Annotated in this window: 24 protein-coding genes and 1 tRNA gene; 8 read left to right on the top strand and 17 right to left on the bottom strand. The window is 68.9% G+C overall.

Going from position 1 to position 19,906, the window contains the following annotated elements:
• The first annotated feature begins 109 nt into the window (after positions 1–109).
• The 4 genes from AC5Y31_RS09400 to AC5Y31_RS09415 all read left to right on the top strand — a co-directional run bounded on the left by AC5Y31_RS09400 (position 110) and on the right by AC5Y31_RS09415 (position 2,959).
• Positions 110–1,117, top strand: a complete 1,008-nt coding sequence (locus AC5Y31_RS09400) for a type IV toxin-antitoxin system AbiEi family antitoxin (RefSeq protein WP_499979887.1) — start codon at positions 110–112, stop codon at positions 1,115–1,117.
• Positions 1,101–1,961 carry a hypothetical protein gene (locus AC5Y31_RS09405; RefSeq protein ID WP_499979888.1) on the top strand — a complete coding sequence of 287 codons (861 nt, stop codon included), beginning with the start codon at positions 1,101–1,103 and terminating at the stop codon, positions 1,959–1,961. Before AC5Y31_RS09400 ends, AC5Y31_RS09405 begins: the two co-directional genes overlap by 17 nt.
• Positions 1,962–2,041: 80 nt before the next feature.
• Positions 2,042–2,113: transfer RNA gene (locus AC5Y31_RS09410), tRNA-Gly, on the top strand.
• Between the two features lie 15 nt (positions 2,114–2,128).
• Entirely contained in the window at positions 2,129–2,959 is an 831-nt protein-coding gene (locus AC5Y31_RS09415; RefSeq protein WP_499979889.1) for a hypothetical protein, read from the top strand.
• Here the strand turns inward: AC5Y31_RS09415 and AC5Y31_RS09420 are convergent.
• The 5 genes from AC5Y31_RS09420 to AC5Y31_RS09440 all read right to left on the bottom strand — a co-directional run bounded on the left by AC5Y31_RS09420 (position 2,956) and on the right by AC5Y31_RS09440 (position 7,282).
• A complete protein-coding gene (locus tag AC5Y31_RS09420; RefSeq protein ID WP_499979890.1) occupies positions 2,956–3,768 on the bottom strand; it encodes a glycoside hydrolase family 16 protein in 813 nt (270 codons plus the stop codon). The two genes, AC5Y31_RS09415 and AC5Y31_RS09420, sit on opposite strands and share 4 nt — an antisense overlap.
• Positions 3,769–3,809: 41 nt before the next feature.
• Entirely contained in the window at positions 3,810–4,703 is an 894-nt protein-coding gene (locus AC5Y31_RS09425) for a glycoside hydrolase family 16 protein (RefSeq protein ID WP_499980340.1), read from the bottom strand.
• 75 nt (positions 4,704–4,778) lie between these two features.
• A complete protein-coding gene (locus tag AC5Y31_RS09430; RefSeq protein ID WP_499979892.1) occupies positions 4,779–5,165 on the bottom strand; it encodes an Rv0313 family protein in 387 nt (128 codons plus the stop codon).
• A 79-nt stretch (positions 5,166–5,244) separates the two neighbouring features.
• Positions 5,245–5,967 carry a hypothetical protein gene (locus AC5Y31_RS09435; RefSeq protein WP_499979893.1) on the bottom strand — a complete coding sequence of 241 codons (723 nt, stop codon included), beginning with the start codon at positions 5,965–5,967 and terminating at the stop codon, positions 5,245–5,247.
• A gap of 88 nt (positions 5,968–6,055) precedes the next feature.
• Entirely contained in the window at positions 6,056–7,282 is a 1,227-nt protein-coding gene (locus AC5Y31_RS09440; RefSeq protein WP_499979895.1) for a hypothetical protein, read from the bottom strand.
• 38 nt (positions 7,283–7,320) lie between these two features.
• On the opposite strand from AC5Y31_RS09440, the gene AC5Y31_RS09445 reads away from it, so the two are divergent.
• Positions 7,321–7,935: a TetR/AcrR family transcriptional regulator gene (locus tag AC5Y31_RS09445; protein WP_499979896.1), complete on the top strand. Its 615-nt coding sequence runs from the start codon at positions 7,321–7,323 to the stop codon at positions 7,933–7,935.
• A gap of 9 nt (positions 7,936–7,944) precedes the next feature.
• Here AC5Y31_RS09445 and AC5Y31_RS09450 read toward each other — a convergent pair whose 3' ends face one another.
• From AC5Y31_RS09450 to AC5Y31_RS09465, 4 genes are all read right to left on the bottom strand, one after another.
• Positions 7,945–8,601, bottom strand: coding sequence for a L,D-transpeptidase family protein (locus AC5Y31_RS09450; RefSeq protein ID WP_065023122.1), 657 nt, complete (start codon positions 8,599–8,601; stop codon positions 7,945–7,947).
• Between the two features lie 61 nt (positions 8,602–8,662).
• Positions 8,663–8,899, bottom strand: a complete 237-nt coding sequence (locus AC5Y31_RS09455; protein ID WP_064857082.1) for a hypothetical protein — start codon at positions 8,897–8,899, stop codon at positions 8,663–8,665.
• Complete coding sequence (locus AC5Y31_RS09460; protein ID WP_499979901.1) at positions 8,886–9,563, bottom strand: phosphatase PAP2 family protein; 678 nt, start codon at positions 9,561–9,563, stop codon at positions 8,886–8,888. Before AC5Y31_RS09460 ends, AC5Y31_RS09455 begins: the two co-directional genes overlap by 14 nt.
• A complete protein-coding gene (locus AC5Y31_RS09465) occupies positions 9,560–9,895 on the bottom strand; it encodes a hypothetical protein (protein ID WP_499979902.1) in 336 nt (111 codons plus the stop codon). Before AC5Y31_RS09465 ends, AC5Y31_RS09460 begins: the two co-directional genes overlap by 4 nt.
• On the opposite strand from AC5Y31_RS09465, the gene bluB reads away from it, so the two are divergent.
• From bluB to AC5Y31_RS09480, 3 genes are read left to right on the top strand one after another with little or no spacing between them, the layout of a single operon-like run.
• The gene (gene bluB, locus AC5Y31_RS09470; protein ID WP_499979904.1) at positions 9,894–10,583 is read left to right on the top strand and encodes a 5,6-dimethylbenzimidazole synthase; all 690 of its coding nucleotides are present in this window, start codon (positions 9,894–9,896) and stop codon (positions 10,581–10,583) included. The two genes, AC5Y31_RS09465 and bluB, sit on opposite strands and share 2 nt — an antisense overlap.
• Positions 10,580–11,479: an amidohydrolase family protein gene (locus tag AC5Y31_RS09475; RefSeq protein WP_499979905.1), complete on the top strand. Its 900-nt coding sequence runs from the start codon at positions 10,580–10,582 to the stop codon at positions 11,477–11,479. Before bluB ends, AC5Y31_RS09475 begins: the two co-directional genes overlap by 4 nt.
• Positions 11,480–11,531: 52 nt before the next feature.
• Entirely contained in the window at positions 11,532–12,725 is a 1,194-nt protein-coding gene (locus AC5Y31_RS09480; protein WP_499979906.1) for an alpha/beta hydrolase family protein, read from the top strand.
• Between the two features lie 9 nt (positions 12,726–12,734).
• Here the strand turns inward: AC5Y31_RS09480 and eccE are convergent, their stop codons facing one another.
• Genes eccE through AC5Y31_RS09520 form a run of 8 tightly spaced genes read right to left on the bottom strand, consistent with a single transcriptional unit; the run spans position 12,735 to position 19,881 of the window.
• Complete coding sequence (eccE, locus tag AC5Y31_RS09485) at positions 12,735–13,721, bottom strand: type VII secretion protein EccE (RefSeq protein WP_499979911.1); 987 nt, start codon at positions 13,719–13,721, stop codon at positions 12,735–12,737.
• A complete protein-coding gene (gene mycP, locus AC5Y31_RS09490; RefSeq protein WP_499979912.1) occupies positions 13,718–15,136 on the bottom strand; it encodes a type VII secretion-associated serine protease mycosin in 1,419 nt (472 codons plus the stop codon). Before mycP ends, eccE begins: the two co-directional genes overlap by 4 nt.
• The gene (gene eccD, locus AC5Y31_RS09495) at positions 15,133–16,566 is read right to left on the bottom strand and encodes a type VII secretion integral membrane protein EccD (protein WP_499979915.1); all 1,434 of its coding nucleotides are present in this window, start codon (positions 16,564–16,566) and stop codon (positions 15,133–15,135) included. The genes mycP and eccD overlap by 4 nt, the downstream gene beginning before the upstream one ends.
• A 24-nt stretch (positions 16,567–16,590) precedes the next feature.
• On the bottom strand, positions 16,591–17,466 hold the full coding sequence (locus tag AC5Y31_RS09500) for an ESX secretion-associated protein EspG (protein WP_301632024.1): 876 nt from the start codon (positions 17,464–17,466) through the stop codon (positions 16,591–16,593).
• A gap of 33 nt (positions 17,467–17,499) precedes the next feature.
• Positions 17,500–17,787 (bottom strand): WXG100 family type VII secretion target, encoded by a 288-nt coding sequence (locus tag AC5Y31_RS09505; protein WP_064857090.1) that lies wholly within the window; start codon positions 17,785–17,787, stop codon positions 17,500–17,502.
• 14 nt (positions 17,788–17,801) lie between these two features.
• Positions 17,802–18,095: a hypothetical protein gene (locus AC5Y31_RS09510; protein ID WP_064857096.1), complete on the bottom strand. Its 294-nt coding sequence runs from the start codon at positions 18,093–18,095 to the stop codon at positions 17,802–17,804.
• Positions 18,095–19,558 (bottom strand): PPE family protein, encoded by a 1,464-nt coding sequence (locus tag AC5Y31_RS09515; protein ID WP_499979919.1) that lies wholly within the window; start codon positions 19,556–19,558, stop codon positions 18,095–18,097. Before AC5Y31_RS09515 ends, AC5Y31_RS09510 begins: the two co-directional genes overlap by 1 nt.
• Positions 19,558–19,881: a PE family protein gene (locus AC5Y31_RS09520; protein ID WP_499979921.1), complete on the bottom strand. Its 324-nt coding sequence runs from the start codon at positions 19,879–19,881 to the stop codon at positions 19,558–19,560. The genes AC5Y31_RS09515 and AC5Y31_RS09520 overlap by 1 nt, the downstream gene beginning before the upstream one ends.
• Between the last annotated feature and the right edge of the window lie 25 nt (positions 19,882–19,906).

A 19,906-nucleotide genomic window follows, 5' to 3' on the forward strand; every position in this document is an offset into this window, starting at 1 on the left:
GGTGGAGGCGAACACGCCTTCGGTGCCATTGGCCGGGCCCCGGATCGACTGCACGTGCGTTCAGCTCAAGATGTATTCAGAAAAAATGAACAACGCATACACTGAACACATGGACACTGTTCCTAGGTCGCTGGCGGAGGCTGTTCAGAGGCAACTCGCTGATCTCAACATCCAGATCGGCGACCTCACCGAGATCAATTGGCTACGCCCGACGCCCATGACCCTTGCCACCGGCGACCGATTCATCGATATCGCCGTTCTGTACCTACCTCACATGTCTGCCACTGAAGCATTGCAAGCAGCCCACGCTGCCCCTCAAGGAATTCCACTATTGGTCATCGGTCCCCGCGTTCACGAATCGAGTGCTAAAACCTTTCGGGCACGCGGTATTTGGTATCTAGACCAAGCTGGAAATGCATACTTGCGCAACGATGGACTCTTGATTGATGTCCGTGGCAGGCGAAGCGATAGATCGTCACTGCACGACGACAGCGTCCACGTCGGGCCGACCAATCCTTTTTCCCCCAGACGGGCTCAGGTTGTGTTCGTACTGCTCAGTCGCCCCGACCTTGCCGCTGCGCCGCTCCGAGAGATCGCCCGCCACGCAGGCGTATCGGTCGGAATCGCGAAGGAAACCATCGACACCCTTGCGTCCATCGGATTCGTGGAACAAACGGCAAGCTATCGAGAACTGATTCGCGCGAACGAACTGCTGGACCTTTGGGGATCGACCTACTCAGCAAACCTCGGCAGAGCAAACCAGATGTTTGTGGGGAGCGGCGATGTGAGCGACTGGTCGGTGCCGGAGGGGATGGAGTTCGCAGTCAGCGGCGAGCAGGCCACGCCAGGCTACATCCGGCACGCCGAAACATTGGTCCTCTACATTCGGGCCGACAAAAACACCCGTACACCCACTGACCTGCTTCGACGGAATCGTTGGCACCGAGAACCAGGGGGGAACGTCACGATACGCAGACTATTCTGGCGGGATCTTGACAGCCTCGCCAACAACGTCGCTCCGCCGCTCCTGATTTACGCCGACCTGCTCGCAGCCCACGAACCACGTCAGACTCAGGCCGCACATGAGATGAGACGCGATCTTGAGCTACGAATTTAGTTACAGCCAAGAACTTTTGGCGGAGATCGCCCCCGTAGTGCAGGCCATATCAGATGTCATCCTTCCTGAGCAGGCGATGCTCGTCGGCGCTCAGTGCCGAAATCTCCTACATTCAAGGCTTGTAGGGGGTGCGCCACTGCGGCGCACCAACGACACCGACATCGCGGTAGCGATAGCGGACTGGAATCAGTTCGTTCAGTTGCGTGACCGGTTTACCTCTGAGGGTGAATCGGGTCATCGGTTCCGCATTAATGGAATCCTCACCGATGTAATTCCTTTCGGTGCTGTCGAAGCGCCCCAAGGAACGTCAAGCCATCCGCCTGGGGACTCGAGCATGAACGTCCACGGCTTCCAGGACGCGTTTGTGCGCGCAGACCGGCTGAATGTCGCCGATGGGTTGTCGATCAAGATTCCGCAGGTCGAGGGCTACGCAGTCCTAAAGGCGCACGCCTGGCTCGATCGTTCCACATATGGCGAATACCGAGACGGGCCGGACTTGGCGCTTGCAGCGTACTGGCTTTTCATGGACACCGACTTGCTCTACCACGACGCGAACATCTGGGCGCTCGAACTCCACGATCATGAGCTTCGCCAAGCTGCGGCAGCCTTGCTGGGCGCCTCGATGCGCCAAGGCCTCAGCGCCGACGAGCAAGCTGCACTAAGCAGGAGAATCGCTACCGCGAACGTCGATCGCCTAGCGCACAACTTTGGCGTTGGCCATCCTGGCTGGCCCACCACTGCCGCAGCCAGACAGCCCCTGGTGGTTGCACTGTTCGATCAGATCACGACAGGTGACGTTCGGCCGCACGAGACGTTCAGTTTTTATGAAAGGCAGAAAGACTGAACGGCACTTGTGCAACTACGTTCATCTCTGCTGCTGGCCGGCGCTATGGAGTCGTACAAGAACCGACATGCATCGCAGTGGCCGTGGTGCGTCACGCGTCACACATCAGCCTTCCCAAGCTGAATACGCGGGTTCGATTCCCGTCATCGGCTTAACATCGCTCAGCGATGCACGCCACAATCAACGCCATGGGTCTGTTCCCCAAGCCGCACCCCGCCCTCACCGACGCCGAAGTCGCCGACGCTCTCGGTCGCGCGGTGGCGATCATCAACCCGCTGCTCGACCTGCTCGCGCAAGCGGATCCCATCGGCCTGCGCGACCGCACCCATCGGCTGCTCACTCCGCCCCGCGGTCTGATCCAGCGGATCCGCCGCTTACGGCTGAGGCGGCGCCGCCAGGAGGCCGGCCGCGGTCCCAGCAACGCCGACCGGGCCCGCAACGCCGGCGCGCAGTTGATGAACGCCGCCGACCTTCCGGGCACCGCCGCCTGGGAGCGGATGAGCCGCGACGAGCGCGTCCATTGGTGGGTGCACCGGGTCGGCGCGCTGAACACCCTGGTGGTGGCCTCACCGCGCGTCTTCGGCTGGCTGGCGCGGCTGCTGCCGGTCGACGAGCTGGCCGGATTCGTCAACCACGCCATCGTGCTGTGCGCGCTGGCCCGCGAGTACGGCGTCACCGACCGGCGCCAGCAGGTGCGGCTGCTCGCCGCGGTGCTGTGCCGACGTGAGCTGCCCGAGAATGTCGACGTGCCGCCACCGCCCGAACCCGAGCCGCTCCCGCAACGCCGGGCGATCCCCCGGACTCTCTGGCGGCTGGCCGGGATCTTGCGGGCGACTTTCGAGGAGGCCGCCAAGCGGCCGCAGCCCAAGAAGCTCTACCAGCGGCTGAGTGTCCTGCCCGGGGTCGGGGCGATCGCCGGCTACTTCGGCGAGCGCGACGCGCTGTTCCGATCCGCTGCCGACGGTGTGGCCTGGCTCGACGCGCACACCGCCGGTTAGGACACCCGGATCCAGTCGACCAGCATCTCCGCCGGGTAGCTGCCCGCCCCGGGATCGCCCCCGCCGGACCCGGCGACGGCCAGATTCAACACCGAAAACACTTGGTAGCCGGGGTCATTGAACGGCCAGTCGGCGATCGAGTTCGCCGGAACGGTGAAGTAGGGCTGCGCGCCGTCGACGTAGTCGCGCCAGAACCGGATGCCCTCGTCATCCCAGCGGCATCGCCAGGTGTGCCAGGCGGTGTCCATGGCGATCTGGTGGGTGGCCCACTCGGCCCCGTTCGCCTTGGTGTGGACGGTGGTCGCCGACGGCCAGTTGCCGTTGCCGTACCACTCCAGCACGTCGATCTCGCCGCGATCGTCGTTGCCCATCCACCAGGCGGGCCAGGCGCCGGGGGTCAGGCAGTTGAGTTTGATGCGGGCTTCCCAGGTGTGGCCGATGCCGCCGGTCCACCGGCTCTGGACCTTGCCGCTGTAGTAGGTGTTGCGGTCTTTGGCGGCGCGCAGCACCAGGTTGGACTTGCCGTCGAGGAACACGTTCTGGCGATCGTCGCGGTATTGCCCGACGTTCTCGGGCCGCTCCCAGAACGTCGGGTCCTTCATGGATTCGCGCGCCCGCGCCACCGTCCACTTCGCCGAATCGGGGGCCGACCCGGCGGGACCGTCGAACTCGTCACTGAATAGGTAGGTCTGGGCGGGGGCGGCGGGCAGCGGACCGGCCGGCGCCGGCTGCGCCCAGGCCTGCGGAACGCGCATCGCGGTGGCCAGCATCCCGACCCCGGTGCTCAGCATCAGGTTGCGGCGATTCATCTCGGGCACCTTCGCATGGTGCCACTGAATCCCCGCCGCCGTTAGAAGACCCGCACCCAGTCGATCAGCATGTCCGCCGGGTAGGACCCCTGACGGGCGTCGCCGCCCCCAGATCCGCCGACGGCCAGGTTCAGGATCGGGAACACCGTGTAGCCGGGGTCGTTGAACGGCCACTCCCGGCCGGGTTCTTCGATGTTCTCGATGCCCACAGCCGGGACGGAAAAGTAGGGCTCCATGCCCTCGGCGTAGTCCTGCCAGAAGTACATGCCGCTGGCGTTCCAGGTGACCCGCCAGGTGTGCCAGTTGCCGTCGACGGGAAACGCGAACGTTTCGAACGCGGTGCCATACGGGTTGGCGTGCACCGTGGTGCCGGACGGCCACTCGCCGTTGCCGTACCACTCCATCATGTCGATTTCGCCTTCGCGGCCCGGGTCGTCGTTGGACAACCACCAGGCGGGCCAGGCGCCCGCGGTCTGGCAGTTCAGTTTGATCCGCGCTTCCCAGGTGGTGCCGAGGCCGCCGCGCCAGTTGCCGTGCACCAGGCCGCCGAAGTAGGTGTTGCCCTCCTGGGTGGCCCGGAGGACGAGGTTGGACTTGCCGTCGAGGAAGACGTTCTTGCGACTGTCGCGGTACTGGTAGAAGTACTCCGGCCGGTCCCAGCCGACCGGGCGGCGGATCGGGGTGCGGTGGTTGGAGATCGTCCACTTGGACGGGTCCGGGGCCGAACCGGCCGGGCCGTCGAATTCGTCATGCCAGATAAAGCCGCCGGGCTTGGCAGCGGCCGGCGGTGCCGCGGGATCGGCCGGGGAGACCGGTTGCTGCGCCGGGTCGCCGGGCGCCCTGGGAGACGCGGGAACGGCTCTGGCCAGCGGATTCGGGGCGGCGGCGGCCAGCGCCCCGGCACCCAGCATCAACATGACGTGGCGGCGGTTCATCTCAGGCACGGTGGCAATGTAACCCACGCCGCAACGGTGTCAAACCAGGCGAGCCGCGCCCATCAGTGGGCTATCTCACTCGCTCGCGCCGGCACTGTCGTCGAGCACACCGACCGCAATCCCGTAGGGCAAAAACCGTACTTTTCGTTTGGGATCGGGATTGCGCTGGCTGGCACGCAGGGCATCGATCTCGGTGGCGAACACCTGCTCGACCCGGGCCGCGCCGTCGTCGCCGACGGTATAGATGGCCCACACCCCATCGCCGGTCTCGCCGGTGGTCGGCGGCCCGGAACGCGCCGCGTGAGCCAGGTCGGCGAACAGCGCGCCCCAGCCGGCGCGGTTTCCGGCGGAGCCGAACGTTCCGGAGAAGCGGTCGAACGCCGCGCGCAGCCCCTCACCCGCCTCGCGGAGCACCCGGTCCAAGTCCTCGGCATCGAATCCGAACGCACCCTCATCGCTCATGGCTCGCTCCTATCTGCCTCGGTGGCCACACCCCAGTGTGCCTGCCGCAGGCAGGGCCCGGCCAGCATCGGCCGGGCGGCTAGTTCTCCGGAACGGTGATCGGGATCGGTATCGGCACCAGCGGGATGCGCAGGTACTCCGTGGTCATCGGCACCGTCGTGGTCGGCGGCACCGTGGTGGTCGGCGGCGCCGTGGTAGTCGGGGGTGCGGTGGTAGTCGTCGGTGGCGCCGTTGTCGTCGTGGTGCTCGGCGGCGCGGTGGTGGTCGTGGTGGGCGGCGCCGTCGTGGTGGTGGTGACCGGCGCCTCGGTGGTGGTCACCGGCGGCGGCGCCGGGGTGGTGGCCACCGGCGGCGGCGGAGGTGCGGGCGTGCTGGGCGCCGGCGGCGGCGGCAACGCGCTGGACGACGGTACCGGCGGCACGACGGCGCTGGTCTCCGGCTGCACCGGCGCTTCGTCCTGCGAGGTGCGGGCCAGGTTGAACAGGGCGCCGGCGACGGCGATCAGCGCCACCAGGATGCCGATACCGAGCGCGTAGCGCGGCCACTGCGACGGGTGCCGACGGGCCGGCACCGGCGCCGAGGGCGGTGCCGCGACGGGGCGGCGGCCGGTGCCCGGCGCCGGGTCGTAGAAGTCGTCGACGTAGGGCACCGGTTCGGCGCTGGCGCTGCCGTCCTCCTGCGACCAGGCCAGGGCGTCCACCACGGAACCGGAGGCGGGGCCGGACGTCACCGTCGGCGCCATCTCGGTTGCTCCGATTGCGTCGGCTTCCCGGGTGACCTCGTCGTCCTGCGGGTCATACATATGCGGCATACCTTGGATCGACAACGGCTGGGGATTGCCCCACGATAGGGGCACGGCGCGGTGTGCCGCCACCGCCGAGACCGTAGGGTTATACAACCGTTAGCGGCAACGATTTTCGGGTACGGAACACGAAATTCGCCCCGCCACTGACCTTGGTCACCATCACCTCGGGCAGCTCGGATGCCGCGGTGTCGGTCTCGGTCAGCCGGGCGGTCCACTCGGTGTCCGACCCGTCGACCGTCACCCGCAGGTGCGGGTTGACAGCGGTCGCGATGGCCTGCAGCGGATTGACCTCGGTCGGCGAACACAGCGCGAGCCAGGCGCCGTCATCGTGTGCGGGCGAGTGGCGCACCGCGATCCGGCCCTCGCCGATCTCGGCGCACACGTAGCCGACCGGATTGAGCAGCGGGTGCAACTCGAAGGTGCGCAGCGCCCCGTCGATGTCCTCGGAGAGCCGCAGGGCGTTTTTGATGCGCATCGCGCCCAGCCCGGCCAGCCCGGTGAGCTGGCGCCGGCCCACCGAGGCGGCCAGTTCGTCGGTTGCGGCGCGGGCACGCACCGCCAGCGCGAAGGACAGGTACAGCAGGTGCATCTGCAGGCACACCTCGTCGGCCAGCCGGACCAGCGCCGAGTGCGAGAACGCGGTGAAGTCGACGTCGGACAGCAGTGGCCCGGTGTAGTCGGCCAGACCGTCGTCGGTGCGGTCGATGTCCGCGAGTTCCCAAGTGGCGGCCCGTGTTTGACTGACCAGCTCCAGGGCCGGGATCGGCTGGGCCGGCGGGTAGGACTCGTCGATGATGACGGTCCAGCAGCAGTGCGGTTGGCGGTCCGACGGGGTGCGCGGCGGCCGGTGCACGGGGCGGCACTGCGCCTTGACATTGGTGGCCACCGCGGTGGCGTCGAACGTCGGGTCCTCGATGGTGTGACACATGCCGAAGACGTAGTCGTCACCCATCGGCTCCACGTCGAGCAGCGCACCGCAGCTGGCCAGCTCGAACTCGCCGTGCCAGCGGTCGTGGACGGTGAAGCGGAAGTCCATGAACTGCGGCGGTGAGCCGATGTCGAACTGGATGCCCTTGAAGATGGTCGGCACGTCGTCGCCGACGAAGTTCAGCGCCCGCTGCATCCGCCGGGTGTAGATCGGACTGGAGCCCGCCCACTCCTCGATGGCGATCTGCAACATCTCCTCGCGGCCGAATTCCTGGATGCACCAGGCCATCCCGGAGCGGTCGATCATGTGCCCGATCAGCAGCAGCTCGGGTACCAGCACGGCCAACTCGTCGCGCGACAGCGACGCATACCTGGATTCGGTCACAGAGGAAAAATAGACCGGTCTATGTTATAAAGTCAACAATGGTTATTTCCGCAGGTCCCAGCCCGACTCGGCGAACCAGCGCGCCCCGCAAGCGCGGCGACGACACGCGCGCCCGGATCATCGACGAGACGGTGCGCTGCATCCTGGAGGAGGGCTTCGGCGCGGCGAACGCCAAGCACGTCGCCGAACGGGCCGGGGTGACCTGGGGCGTCATCCAGTACCACTTCGGCGATCGCAACGGCCTGCTGATGGCCGTGGTCGACGACGGCGTGGCCCGGTTGTTGGACAGCCTCTCAGCGGTCGACGTCGGCGAACTGGAACTGCGCCAGCGCATCGAGGCCGTCGTCGACACCGCCTGGCGCTGCTACGCCAGCCCCACCTCGCTGGCCGCGTTCGAGATCCTGCGGGCCACCCGCGGCAGCCTCGGCGAGCAGTCCCACGAGCACCTGTTGCAGATGAACGACGCGATCAACCGACTGGGCCGGCTGGTATCTGATGACCCGGCGGACTCCGGTGTGGCCGAGGTGATTTGGGCATCGCTACGGGGAATCATATTGGCGCAGATGATCGTCGGCGGTGCCTTCGACTGGCAGGCCGAGCGGCGGACGTTGATCGAGATGGTCAGCCACTACTTGGAACGCGACCGCGGCTGACCCGGGCGCCTATTGCGCGATGGCCATCACCGCGCCGGGGCGCAGCCACTGAATGACCTGCACCAGCTTGGCGTCGTCGATGGCGACGCAGCCCGCGGTCGGGCCGCCGTCGGTGGTGTGAAAGAAGAACGCCGCCCCGTCGCCCGGGGTGCGCGCGGTGTTGACGCCCATCACCACCGCGTGCTTGTACTGCGGAATCTGAAGGTTCTCGCTCGCACTGGTATCGAACGCGCACTGCGCCTTTTTGCAGACCTGCATGGTGTTGAAGGTGGGGCTGTGGTCGTCGCCGTCCCACCAGTGGTCCGGACCGACCTGGACATATTGCAGTCCCCCACCGGGATTCGGTGCGGTGCCGAACGCGTACGGCAGTGTGAAGACGCCCATCGGCGTCGCCGGGTAGCCACTCTTGGCCTTCTGCGCCATCCCGGCCGAGCCGACGAAGGTGGGAATTCCCGCGGCCACCGGCTGCCAACCCGTCGCGCTGCGCTGGTAAACGTCCATCTTGGCGTTTGAACCACCAACTCCGACAACGGATATCACCTGGCTGGCATTGCCGACCGACCGGGCGAACCACGGAGTGACATCGGCTTGGGCTCCCGGCGAAGCGCCGAGCGTCGTACCGGCGGCGCATACCGCAGCGCACAACAAGCTCAGCAGTCGGCGCATGGACTCATGATCGGTGCAGACCGGGGTCCGGTCAAACACCGCTCACGGCGTGCCGGGGCTTTTAGGGTTCCGCGCGCCGCTGCAGCTGCTCGACCGGCGTCTCGTCCTTGAGCAGGCCCCGCGACGACAGATAACCGCGGAAGTACTCCCGGTGCTCGGGACAGGTCAGCCAGACCTTGCGCCGTTCGGGGGTGTGCAGCTTCGGGTTGTTCCACAGCATGCCGAAGGTCGCCGCGGCGCTGCAGCCCTTGCGCGAACAGACGAGCTCCCCTACCGGGTCGGGTTCACAACTGGTCATCAAGATCATCCTGCGGCGCGGACGTGGACCGGTCAACCTGCCACGGTGTCAGCAGCATCGCCCAGAGCGCCAGATAGGCCCAGCCCAGCGCCCAGCCGGCCAGCACATCGGAGGGATGGTGCACGTTGAGCGCCACCCGGGCGATCCCGACCGCGGCCACCACCAGCACGCCGGCACACACCGCAGCCACCCGGGCCCGGCGTCGCAGCAACGGCAGCGTCAGGGCCAGCAGTGCGCCGACCGCGACCATCACGCCCAGTGCGTGGCCGGAGGGAAACGACGACGACGATGCCGTGGCCAAAGCGGTACCCGGACGGGGCCGGTCGACCGAACCCTTGGCCACGACGGTGAGCAGCCAGCTCATCTCGACGGTCACCAGCAGAAACAGCGCCGGCCGCAACCGGCGGCGCGCCAGCGCGACCACCGACGCCACCATGGCCAGCACCCGGAACACCGCCGGCGCGAAGACCGTGGACAACCCGTCCCAGAACCGCACCCAGCCCCGATGCTTGATCCCGATGTCGTAGCTCGTGTCCAGCGCGGCGGCGTCGACGGTGGCCAGCCAACCCCAATGCTGCCAATAGCCCACCAGCATCAGCACATACACCGCCGCGGCCGCCAGCACCGAGACCAGCGCGGTCGCACGCACGCTCGACGGCGTCATAAGGCCTCGTCGCGGCGAGCACCGGTGCCCCGCAGGTCCGGCCACGGCGGGCGGCGCAGCACCGCCAGCGACGCGATCACCGCCGACAACAGACCGGTGAGTACCCCCACCAACGCGATCCGGTCCGCATCGACGGCGGGCACCCACTTGGCCCGGTCACCGCGGATCACCACCACGCCCAGCGGCGTGGCGGTCATCCCGGAATCGCCCGCAACCTTCACGCGGGCGGCGGTGATGACTGTGGCGCCGTCGGGGGTCTGGTGCGGTTCGCCGTAGACCAGGCTTCCGGCGGAGTCGGTGAACAGGCGGTCGAGCGGTTCCGAACGTTTCATGGCGGGCGTCCCTTCTCCTGACTCCTACCATGATCGCGTGGCCGATCCTTCCTTCACCGCTCAGGAGCGTCAAGCCGTGTACCGGGTGATCGCCGAACGCCGCGATATGCGCCGGTTCGTTCCCGGCAGCACCGTCGAGCCCGACGTCCTGGCGCGCCTGCTGGCCGCGGCCCACGCCGCACCGAGTGTGGGGCTCATGCAGCCGTGGCGATTCGTCCGGATCACCGACGAGGACCTGCGGCATCGCATCCACGCGCTGGTCGACGAGGAGCGCCATCGCACCGCCCGCGCGCTCGGGCGGCGCGAACAGGAGTTCCTGGCGCTCAAGGTGGAAGGCATCCGCGACTGCGCCGAGCTGTTGGTGGTGGCGTTGCGCGAGGGCAGGCAGGCGCACATCTTCGGTCGCCGTACCTTGCCGCAGATGGATCTGGCGTCGGTGTCGTGCGCGATCCAGAACCTGTGGCTGGCCGCCCGCGCCGAGGGACTGGGCATGGGATGGGTGTCCTTGTTCGAACCGCAGCCGCTGGCGGCGCTATTGGGTATGCCCGCCGACGCCGAGCCGGTGGCGATCTTGTGCCTGGGACCGGTGCCGGAGTTTCCGGACCGGCCGGCGCTGGAACTCGATGACTGGGCCTATCGGAAACCCTTGAGCGAGTTCGTCTCCGAGAACAGCTGGGAGCGTTCGTGAGATACGATGACGAAGCCGCCGCGGTGCGGCAGGTCTGGTCCAGTCTCGGGCTGCCTGGGATCATCGACGTGCACACGCATTTCATGCCGAAGCCGGTGATGGACAAGGTATGGAACTACTTCGACTCGGCCGGCCCGATGGTGGGACGCAGCTGGCCGATCACCTACCGCACCGACGAGTCCGAGCGGGTCGCCACGCTGCGGGCGTTTGGGATCCGGCGATTCACCTCGCTGGTCTACCCGCACAAACCGGCGATGGCCGCCTGGCTGAACCAGTGGTCGGCCGAATTCGCCCGGGAGACACCGGATTGCCTGGCTACCGCGACGTTCTATCCCGAGCCGGGCGCGGCCGACTACGTGGCTGCGGCGATCGGGTCAGGCGCCCAGGTCTTCAAGGCGCACATCCAGGTCGGCGACTACGATCCGAACGACCCGATGCTCGAAGGGGTTTGGGGCGCGCTCGAGGACGCCGGCATTCCGGTCGTCGTCCACTGCGGCTCCGGACCGCAGCCCGGACGCTTCACCGGTCCCGAACCGATTCGGCGGCTGCTGCGCCGTCACCCGCGGCTGGCCCTGATCGTCGCGCATATGGGCATGCCGGAGTACGGCGAGTTCCTCGACATCTGCCTGAATTCGGCTGCCGTGTACCTGGACACCACGATGGCGTTCACCGCGTTCGTTGACGAGATGATGCCCTTTCCGGCCGGTGAAGAGCCGCGACTGCGCGCCGCGGGCGAGCGGATCCTGTTCGGCAGCGACTTTCCGAACATCCCGTACGGCTACTGCGACGCGCTGAACGCCATCGCCGCAGTTCCCGGCGTCGACGACGCCTGGCTGCGGGGCGTTCTGCACGACAACGCGGCGCGGCTGTTCGCCATCGGGCTACCATCGGATTGACGGTGCCCCGCGCCACTACGGGGGCGATCTCACCCGAGAAAGGCCGGCGACCGTGAGTTCTGACGTGACCCCGCTGACGCCGCCCATCCCGGTCCCCGACATTCCGGGCGAGGACGCCGGCGCCCACGGCCTGCCGGATCGCAGCGAGTTGTCGTTGCGGGACAAGCTGATCGTCGACGCCTCGGCGTGGGCGGACATCGGCTTGCGCACCGCGGTCGCGTCCATGGTCGCGGCGGCGATGGTCCCCTCGGTGCTGACGACCGCGGTCGGGCGCGACCAGTCGCGCCGGGAACGGGAACGGCTGGCGTTCTACGCCGAGCTGGCCGCCGAGCGCGACCCGGCCCGCTCGTTTCCCGCCCCCACAGCGCTGCCCAGAATCTCCTCGCGGCGGGCCAATCCGCTCGCTGAACGGGTGGCGCGTGGCGTGGTGGAAAACGTGGCGTTCCACAGCAGTTTCGAGGCGGTCAACCCCGCCATGCGGGATTCCTGGAATGGCTTGGCCCTGAACAACACCGCCCGGTTCCAGCACTGGCGGCACGAGGACGGGCCCCGGCCGACACTGTGCGTCATCCATGGGTTCATGGGGTCGGCCTACCTGTTCAACGGCCTGTTCTTCGCGCTGCCCTGGTTCTACCGGTCCGGCTACGACGTCGTGTTGTACACCCTGCCCTTCCACGGTCGGCGCGCCGAAAAGTATTCGCCCTTCAGCGGATACGGCATCTTCTCGCACGGCATGTCGGGATTCGCCGAGGCGATGGCCCAAGCCGTGCACGACTTCCGTTCGGTGGTCGACTATCTGGAGTTCACCGGTGTCGACCGCATCGCGTTGACCGGCCTGTCGCTGGGCGGCTACACCAGCGCGCTGCTGGCCGCCGTCGAACCCCGACTGCAGGCGGTGATCCCGAATGTTCCGGTGGTCTCGGTGGACGCCGAGATCAGGGACTGGTTCCCGGCCAACAGGGTGCTACAGGCCGGGCAACTGCTGGGCCGGGTCGATCACGACGACTTCACCTCCGCCACGGCGTATCACTCCCCGCTGAACTACCCGCCACTGGTGGCCAAGGACCGGCGGCTGATCATCACCGGTCTGGGCGATCGGCTGGCGCCGCCGGAGCAGTCCGAAATGCTGTGGCAGCACTGGGATCGCTGCGCGCTGCACTGGTTCCCGGGCAACCACATACTGCACGTCAGCCAGCCGACCTACCTACGCCGGATGACCGCATTCCTGCGCGGGTACATGTTCTAGCCCGATCGGCTAACGCGCGGCGACACCGGCCGCCGCGACCGGCCAGCGCAGTCCGGCGAGGTCATCGTCTGACAGCGCGGTGTGGCCGTCGAGACGGCTTCCCGACAGCGGGTGCAAGCCCAGCAGCGCGTCGCGGTGATTGCCCTGCTCGGGCACCAGGCCGGCCAGCGGTGCCGCGCCGTCGGGGGCCGACCCGGTGCGCAGGGCGCACGCCGCAGCGACGCTCAGTTGACCGCCGTCGTCGGCGAATTCCACTGCCGTCCAGGTCTCCCCAGCGTTCGCAGCGCGGATCCGGCTCAGCGTGTCCGTCAGCGCCGCGTCGATAGCGACCTGGTAGGCGGCGACGTGGTCGCCCGAGCCGTCGACCACCGAGCGCCAGGTTTCCCGGGCACCCGCGTCGAGCAGCGCGGGCACCTCGTCGGCGGCGACCAGAGCGGTATCCCAGCCGAGCTCCCGCAGATGGTCGGCGAGGCGCCGGACAGCGATGTCAGCGGTCCGCTGCAGCGGGATCTGCGACGAACGGGCTTGCAGCGCAGCCAGATTCGGCGCGGCAGAATAGGTCAGGCCGATCCAGGTGTCGGAGGCGGCCATACCGCCGTCCGGCCGGGTACCGCGGCTGGTGATGCGCACCGCGTCGGCTCGCAGGCCGTAGCGGTTCAGGTAGCCGGCGATCAGCGACAGCGGCAACGCATCCCCGGCCGCCGAGGCCGAGATCCGCAGCGCCGACGTGGCCCGGGCACCGGAGACCGATCGCCGGTCGGTGTGCGCGCCGCGCCGCGAGCGCGTCATGGCGAGCCGGCGGCGGACGATGGTGGTCAGATGCAGGCCATGCCACCAGCTCAGCAGCAGGATCGCGACAGCGACGGCCACGCCGAGCACCCAGCGGTCCCGGGTGGTCGGCCACGGGCAGGCCAGCAACGCTGGCACGACGACCAGCAGCACCAGGGTGATCCGGGCGGGCCCGGGCCGGGGAATGGTGGAACGGAGCGGGCTCACAGCTGGTTTTCCTTTCGTCGGCGGGCGGCCGCCGCGGCGCCGACGGCGACGACGAGTCCGGCCAGCAGCGCGGTTCCGGCGAAGGCCACGATCCGCGGCGCCGGGTTCTCGGGTTGTGGGGCCGGCGGTGGCGAGAGTTTCTTCGACGGGGGGTTGGCCGGATCGGCGGCCGGCGCCAGTTCCCAGGTCAGCGCGGCTACCGCGTCGACGGCCCCGGCGCCCACCAGGCCCGACGGGGCACGGGCGCCGTTGTGGGCGGTGGAGACGATCCGGTGGGCCGCCTGCATGGCATTGAGGTCGGGGTAGCGGCTACGCACCAGCGCGGCCACCCCCGCGACGTAGCCGGCGGCGTAACCGGTGCCGGTCAGCGGTACCAATCGGCCCTGGTTGCCGGGCAGTCCGTTGGCCAGACCACCGTCGTCGCGGTTGCTGACCGAAACGATGCCTTCACCGGGTGCGGCGACACCCACCCACGGCCCGGCCATGGTGAATGCCGACGGCTGCCCGGTCGGGGACAGCGATGCCACCGACAGCACATAGGGATGCCACCACGATGGCACCGACAGCGAGGTGACGCCCGTCCAGTTGCGCGGGTCGTGCGGCCGGCTGAGGTCGGTGAGCGGATTGGATTCGCACGCCTCACTGCCGCCCCCGACCGAGCCGGTCTGCCCGCTGTCGCCGGCGGCGGCCACGATCAGCGCGTCCTTTTCCACCGCCGCGTAGCGCAGCGCCGCGCCCAGCGCGGTCTGGTCGACGTCGCGGTCAGCCGGCAGGCAGGTCGTGGTGGAGATGGTGATGACCCGCGCGCCCAGGTCGGCGGCGCGCACGATGGCCCGCGACAGGGCGGTGATGTCGGTGACCACGCGGGTGGTGCGGGGGTCGTCCCCGGCCAGCCGCGGCGAAATCGTCGCCGAGGCGGTGCGCAGTGACAGCAGGCGCGCCGCCGGGGCCACCCCGGTGAAACCGTCCTGGCCGTCCGGCGCGGGCTGGCCCGCGATGATCCCGGCGACCAGCGTTCCGTGCCCGTCGCAGTCGGTCAGCCCGTCGGTGGTGCCCATATAGTCGCCGCCCGGGTCCACCGCCGGCAGCCGCGGACCCGGCCGCACGCCGGTGTCGATGACGGCCACGGTCTGGCCCTCGCCGCGGGAGAACTGCCATGCGGTGGGCAGGTCGAGCATCCGCTGCCCGCCGGTCGGGCCGCTGAGGTCGCTGCCGGGCAGCAAACCCGAACTCGCGCACTCGGCGCGCTGCTCCATCGCGGCGACGGGCCCGGGCGCCCCGTTGGGCGGCGGCACCGTCGGGTCGATCTTGGGCGGGGTGATCGCCAGCGCCGGTGCACTGGTCAGCAGCGCGATCAGCGCCGCGATCCCGGCCCCGCGGACCGCACGTCCCCGCCGGATGTCGGCCAACGTCATCGAGACAGAACCCAGGCGAAGATGCCCACCAAGTAGGCCATGACCGGGATCAGGGTGGCGTCCACGCCGGAGGCCAGGAAGCCCACCAACCGCCGCACCGGCAGCGAGTAGCTGTCCGGCGACGCAACGGTCGGGCTCAGGGCGACCACCGCCCACACCGCCACCAGCGCGGCCAGCACCAGCACCGCACCGAAGGCGGCCGGGTAGCGGCCCGTCGCGGCGTAGCAGACCAGCAGCACGACGGCGGTCAGGTGCGGCTGGGCCAGCAGCCAGGCCTTGCACCACGCCGAATCCCACACCCGGGCGCGCAGCACCGAGGCCACCCCGATACCGGCGACCACGTACCACGCCCACCCCGAAAGACCCTCGGGCCGGGTGGCGATCGCCACCGAGCCGAGCACGGCCAGCAACACGGCGCCGGCGATGAAACCGGTCTGGTGGGCGTCGGTGACGCGAACGCGGCGCGGCAGGTCTTCGAGCACGCTTTGCGGCAGCGCCGACGGGGTCGGGTCACCCGGCGCCGGGATCACCGGCAGCGGCAGTCGCGCCCACAACGCCGAGACCTGCGGAGCGGCAACGGTGAGCAGCAGCGACGCGGTGATCAGCCCGCAGCCGAGGCTGAGCGCCGGCAGCTCCCAGAAGGTCCTGACGGCGGCGGCAGCCAGCACCCCCACCCCGGCGACCACCGCGGCGGTGAAGAAGGCGATCCCGCGCTCGCCGCGCCCAGCCGGCGGCAGAATCAGGCAGATCAACGACCACGCGCTGACCGCGGCCGCGCCCAGCACCAGGTGCGCCGGGCTGAACACGCCGGGCACCGCCAGGATGCCTGCGGCAGCGACCGGTACCAACGCCGCGATCGCCAGGGTCAGCCCCGCGTCGGCCGAACGCGTCCGGGTCGCCAGCGCCGCCACGATGGTGACCAGCGCGACGGCAGCCACCGCGAACAGGCCGGCCGGTTCGCCGGTGAGGGCGCGATGCGCGATGGCCAGCCCGGTGGCCGCGAGGATCAGCCCCACCCCGGCCGCCAGCGTGGCACGCTGAATGTGCTGCGCTCCCCAAGGCTTACGCCGCGATGCCGAGAAGATGACGGCGGCGTCGGCGATGTCTTCGACGATGCCGGGCGCCGCCGGTCCGACCGGCACCGGCCGCAGCGCCAGCAGGTCGCCGTCGACCACGCCGACCGTGTCCAGGCTGGCGTCCAGGCTGAACGGCGCACCGCCGACCGGCGCCAGGCTCAGGCGGGTCGTCGCGCCGTCGCCGGGTTCGGTGTCATCGCCGGCGTCTGGGGCCACCAGACGTTGCACGGCGGGCAGGATTTCGCGCAGCGGCAACTCCGCGGGCACGGCGATCTCGGTCAGCCGACTGTCGGCCAGCACCGCGATGCGCACGATCGGCATGACGGCGCTGGTCAGCACCGGGGCTTCGGTCATGGGTGTTCCCTATTCTTTTCTGTACTAGGTCAGCTGGGTGGTGAAATCTCGGGACAGTCGCTGACCGGGGAACCACTGCCCGTCGGGCAGCGTGGCGGTCAGCTGTTCGATCGCGACGGCGGTCGCGAAATCGGTTCCGGGCCGGAAGGTCGACACCCACTCGCCGTCGAATGCCTGCGATGGGGTGACCAGGATCCGGCCCTCGTCGGTGTCGACCAGGCTCATGCCCACCTCGGTGGTGGCGTGCCGGCCATGGTGGGCGCAGCCCGCGACCACCTCGACGTAGCTGCGCGGACCGGAGAACACCGATTCCACGACCGGTCGGGCGGAGGCGGGAATGCCCAGGTATTCCAGGACTTCGGCGAGCGGGGCGCCGGCGCGCAACCGCTCGTCGGCGCGCACCCCGACCCGGGCGGGCAGGGTGAACTCGTCGAACCGGGCCGGTGGGCGCTGGCGCAACCCGGCCGCGAGCACCGGGACCAGCAGCCGTGGGTCGTCGATGTCCATCGCGGTGAAGGTGACCAGTTGGGCGTTGCGCAGTGCCACCACGGTCCGGGTGCGCTTACCGGCGCCCGGGTCGCGGCGAGCCACGATGCCACGCAACATCTCGGTCGCCCCGCTGGACGGTGAACCCACATAACGCAGGTCCAGCCACCGGTCCGGGAAGCACACCACCCGGATCCATTCGGCCACAGCCGGATTGACCGTGCCGTCCGGCGAGACGACGCCCATCCGAGTAAGCTCGTCGCGCTGGCGAGCCATGAACGCACCACGTTCCCCGGCGTCGGTGTAGGGCATGGTGATCGCCAATACCCACGGGAAAGACCCGGCGCCAATGGTTTCCGCGATGTACCAGGCCTGCTCGACGGTCAGTTCAGCGGCGTTGGGCTCAGCACCCATCGCAGCGTTCTTTCGTCGAGCGGATCACCTGGCTCAGCCCCACTTGGCCGCTTCGGCGGTGTCGCGGGCATTCATCATCATGGTGTTGGTCTCATGGGTGCTCGCCATCGCACGATAAGCCAGCACCAACTCCTCCATCGCCTGATTCCACTGCACCTGCCACGCCTGATACGTCATCCCCGTATCGCCCTGCCACGCCGCCGACAACGCCGCCTGCTCACTGGCAATATCGGCACCGACGGCCTGCAACGTGCCCGCATACCCATTCATCTCAGCCGCATGGGCCAACATCGCCGGGTAGTTGTACATAATCTGCGACATCAGACAAACCCTCCCTAAACCCCGGTGTAACCAGAAGCAGCCGCCGCATCAGCCGCAACATAGGTGCTGCCGGCATCCGCCAAATTCGCCTGCGCCATATCCAGCAACGCATTCACCCGCGCCGCCATCGCCACAAACCGCGCATGCGACCCCTGAAACGCCGCCGCCGCCTCACCGAGGTGAAACGCCTGCGCCGACAACGCCGCCTGCTCGGCCTGCGCCATCGTCGACCGCATCAACGCCGCCTTAGCCCCAAACGCCGACTCCGAGGCCACCAACTGCGGAATATGGGCATCCAACAAACTCATCACCGCACTCCTTTCTCTTCCTTCGATACTTCGACTGGCGATTCCGGCTCCGGATCGCCCCGATCGTTCTCACTCCAGGTGTCGGGCAACATCGGCACGCTCGGGCCCCCACCGAATCCGTCGTCGGCCAGTGTGGCCAGCCCCGACGCGGTCGCGGTGCTGCGCTTGCCCACCGTTCCGGTGAAGCCCAGCGCCCCGGCCCCGCGATCGGAACCGGAAGCAGCCGGCTGCTCCACCGGACCGGCCGGACCCGAATCCATGTCCATGTACTCGTCAGCGTGGTCGTGCAACACCGCACGCCGGCGCCGTCGCGCCCGGGCCTTGTCGCGCGCCGAGGCGGCCACCCCCGCCGCGGCCGCCGGCACCCGAGAGGCCGGTGCCTGCGCCTTGTTGCGGTCGGTGAGGGTCGGCCCCAGCCCAGTGCCCGGGTCGGTGCCGCCCATCAGGTAGCCGAAACCCAGCACTCCGGCCGCCGGTGGCGGCGGCGCCACCGCCGGCGTGGCCGGTGCCGCCGACACTGCGGGCGCACCCGGCGTGGCGATACCGGAGGCGAAACCAGTCACCACCGCGATCGGCCGGTCACCCGAGGGGGCGACGCCGAGCGGCGTCGGCACGATCTCGTCCTCACCCGCGGCCGGTTCACCCATGGTGGGCAGCTGGCTCAGCGCCGCGCCCAGGATGATCGGCAAAAATGCTGGGGCAGACAGCATCACGCCCCAAAAGGTGAAACCGAACGGGATGAAGAACGCCTCGTAGGCGATGAAGAACAGCAGCGGGAACCAGGTCGTCAAGGCGGCGGGGCCGCCGCCCAGGATCTCCCGGATCACCCCGGCCGGATCTTGCAGCAGCTGGCCGAGCTGGTTGAACAGCTGGGTGAAGAAGTCCCCGCCCCCGGCGGCATCGGCGGGCTGTGCCGAGTCGGCCTTGACCACCGGCGGTGCTGCCACCGCCCGCGGCGCCGACGCCAGCGCCGCACCGGACACCGCGTGATAGGTGCCCATGGTGGTGGCCGCCTGAACCCACATCCGGACGTAGTCGGCTTCGTTGAGCGCGATCGGGATGGTGTTGATACCAAAGAAGTTGGTGGCGACCAACACTCCGTGCGTCATGTGGTTGGCGGCCAGTTCGGCCAGCGTCGGCATCGACGCCAGCGCACTGGTGTAGGCCGAGGCCGCCACCTCATGCTGGGCGGCCACTCCGGCGCTGTCCGCGCTGGCCTTGCCCAGCCAGGCCAGGTAGGGCACGTGCGCCGCCAGATACTGCTCGGCGCCTGGGCCCTGCCAGGCACCGCTCTGCACCGCACCGAGCAGCGCGGTCAATTCGTCTGCGACGGTGGCGTATTCGACGCTCAGCGCATTCCACACCCCGGCAGCGCTCAGCAGCGGACCCGCTCCGGGACCGCTGCTCAGCAATGCTGAATGCACCTCCGGCGGGGAGGCGATCCAGACCGGGGCGGCAATCATCAGGTGCTCGTGCCCCCCGCGTGGCCTGCCACATAGGTCGAGGCGGCCGCGGCGTCACCGACGGCGTAGTTGACGCCGGACTCACCGACACCCACACCGGCGCGGCCGAGTTCGGTGGCGCCCTGGGCGCCCACCGCGGCATGCTCGCTGCCCTGCGCGCTGAAACCGGCAGCGGTCTGCAGCGACACCGGGTCGGCCGCCGGCGGAATCACCGCGGTGATCAGCGGGGCGGCACTGGCCTGTGCGGCCGCCAGCCGGGCGGTCAGCGCCTCGACCGCCGCGCTGGCGGCGGCGAGACCTTCCGGAACCACATTGAGCGTCATGACTGTTCCTCCTCCTTATCGCTAT

The organism is Mycobacterium sp. NGS18 (assembly GCF_059813185.1).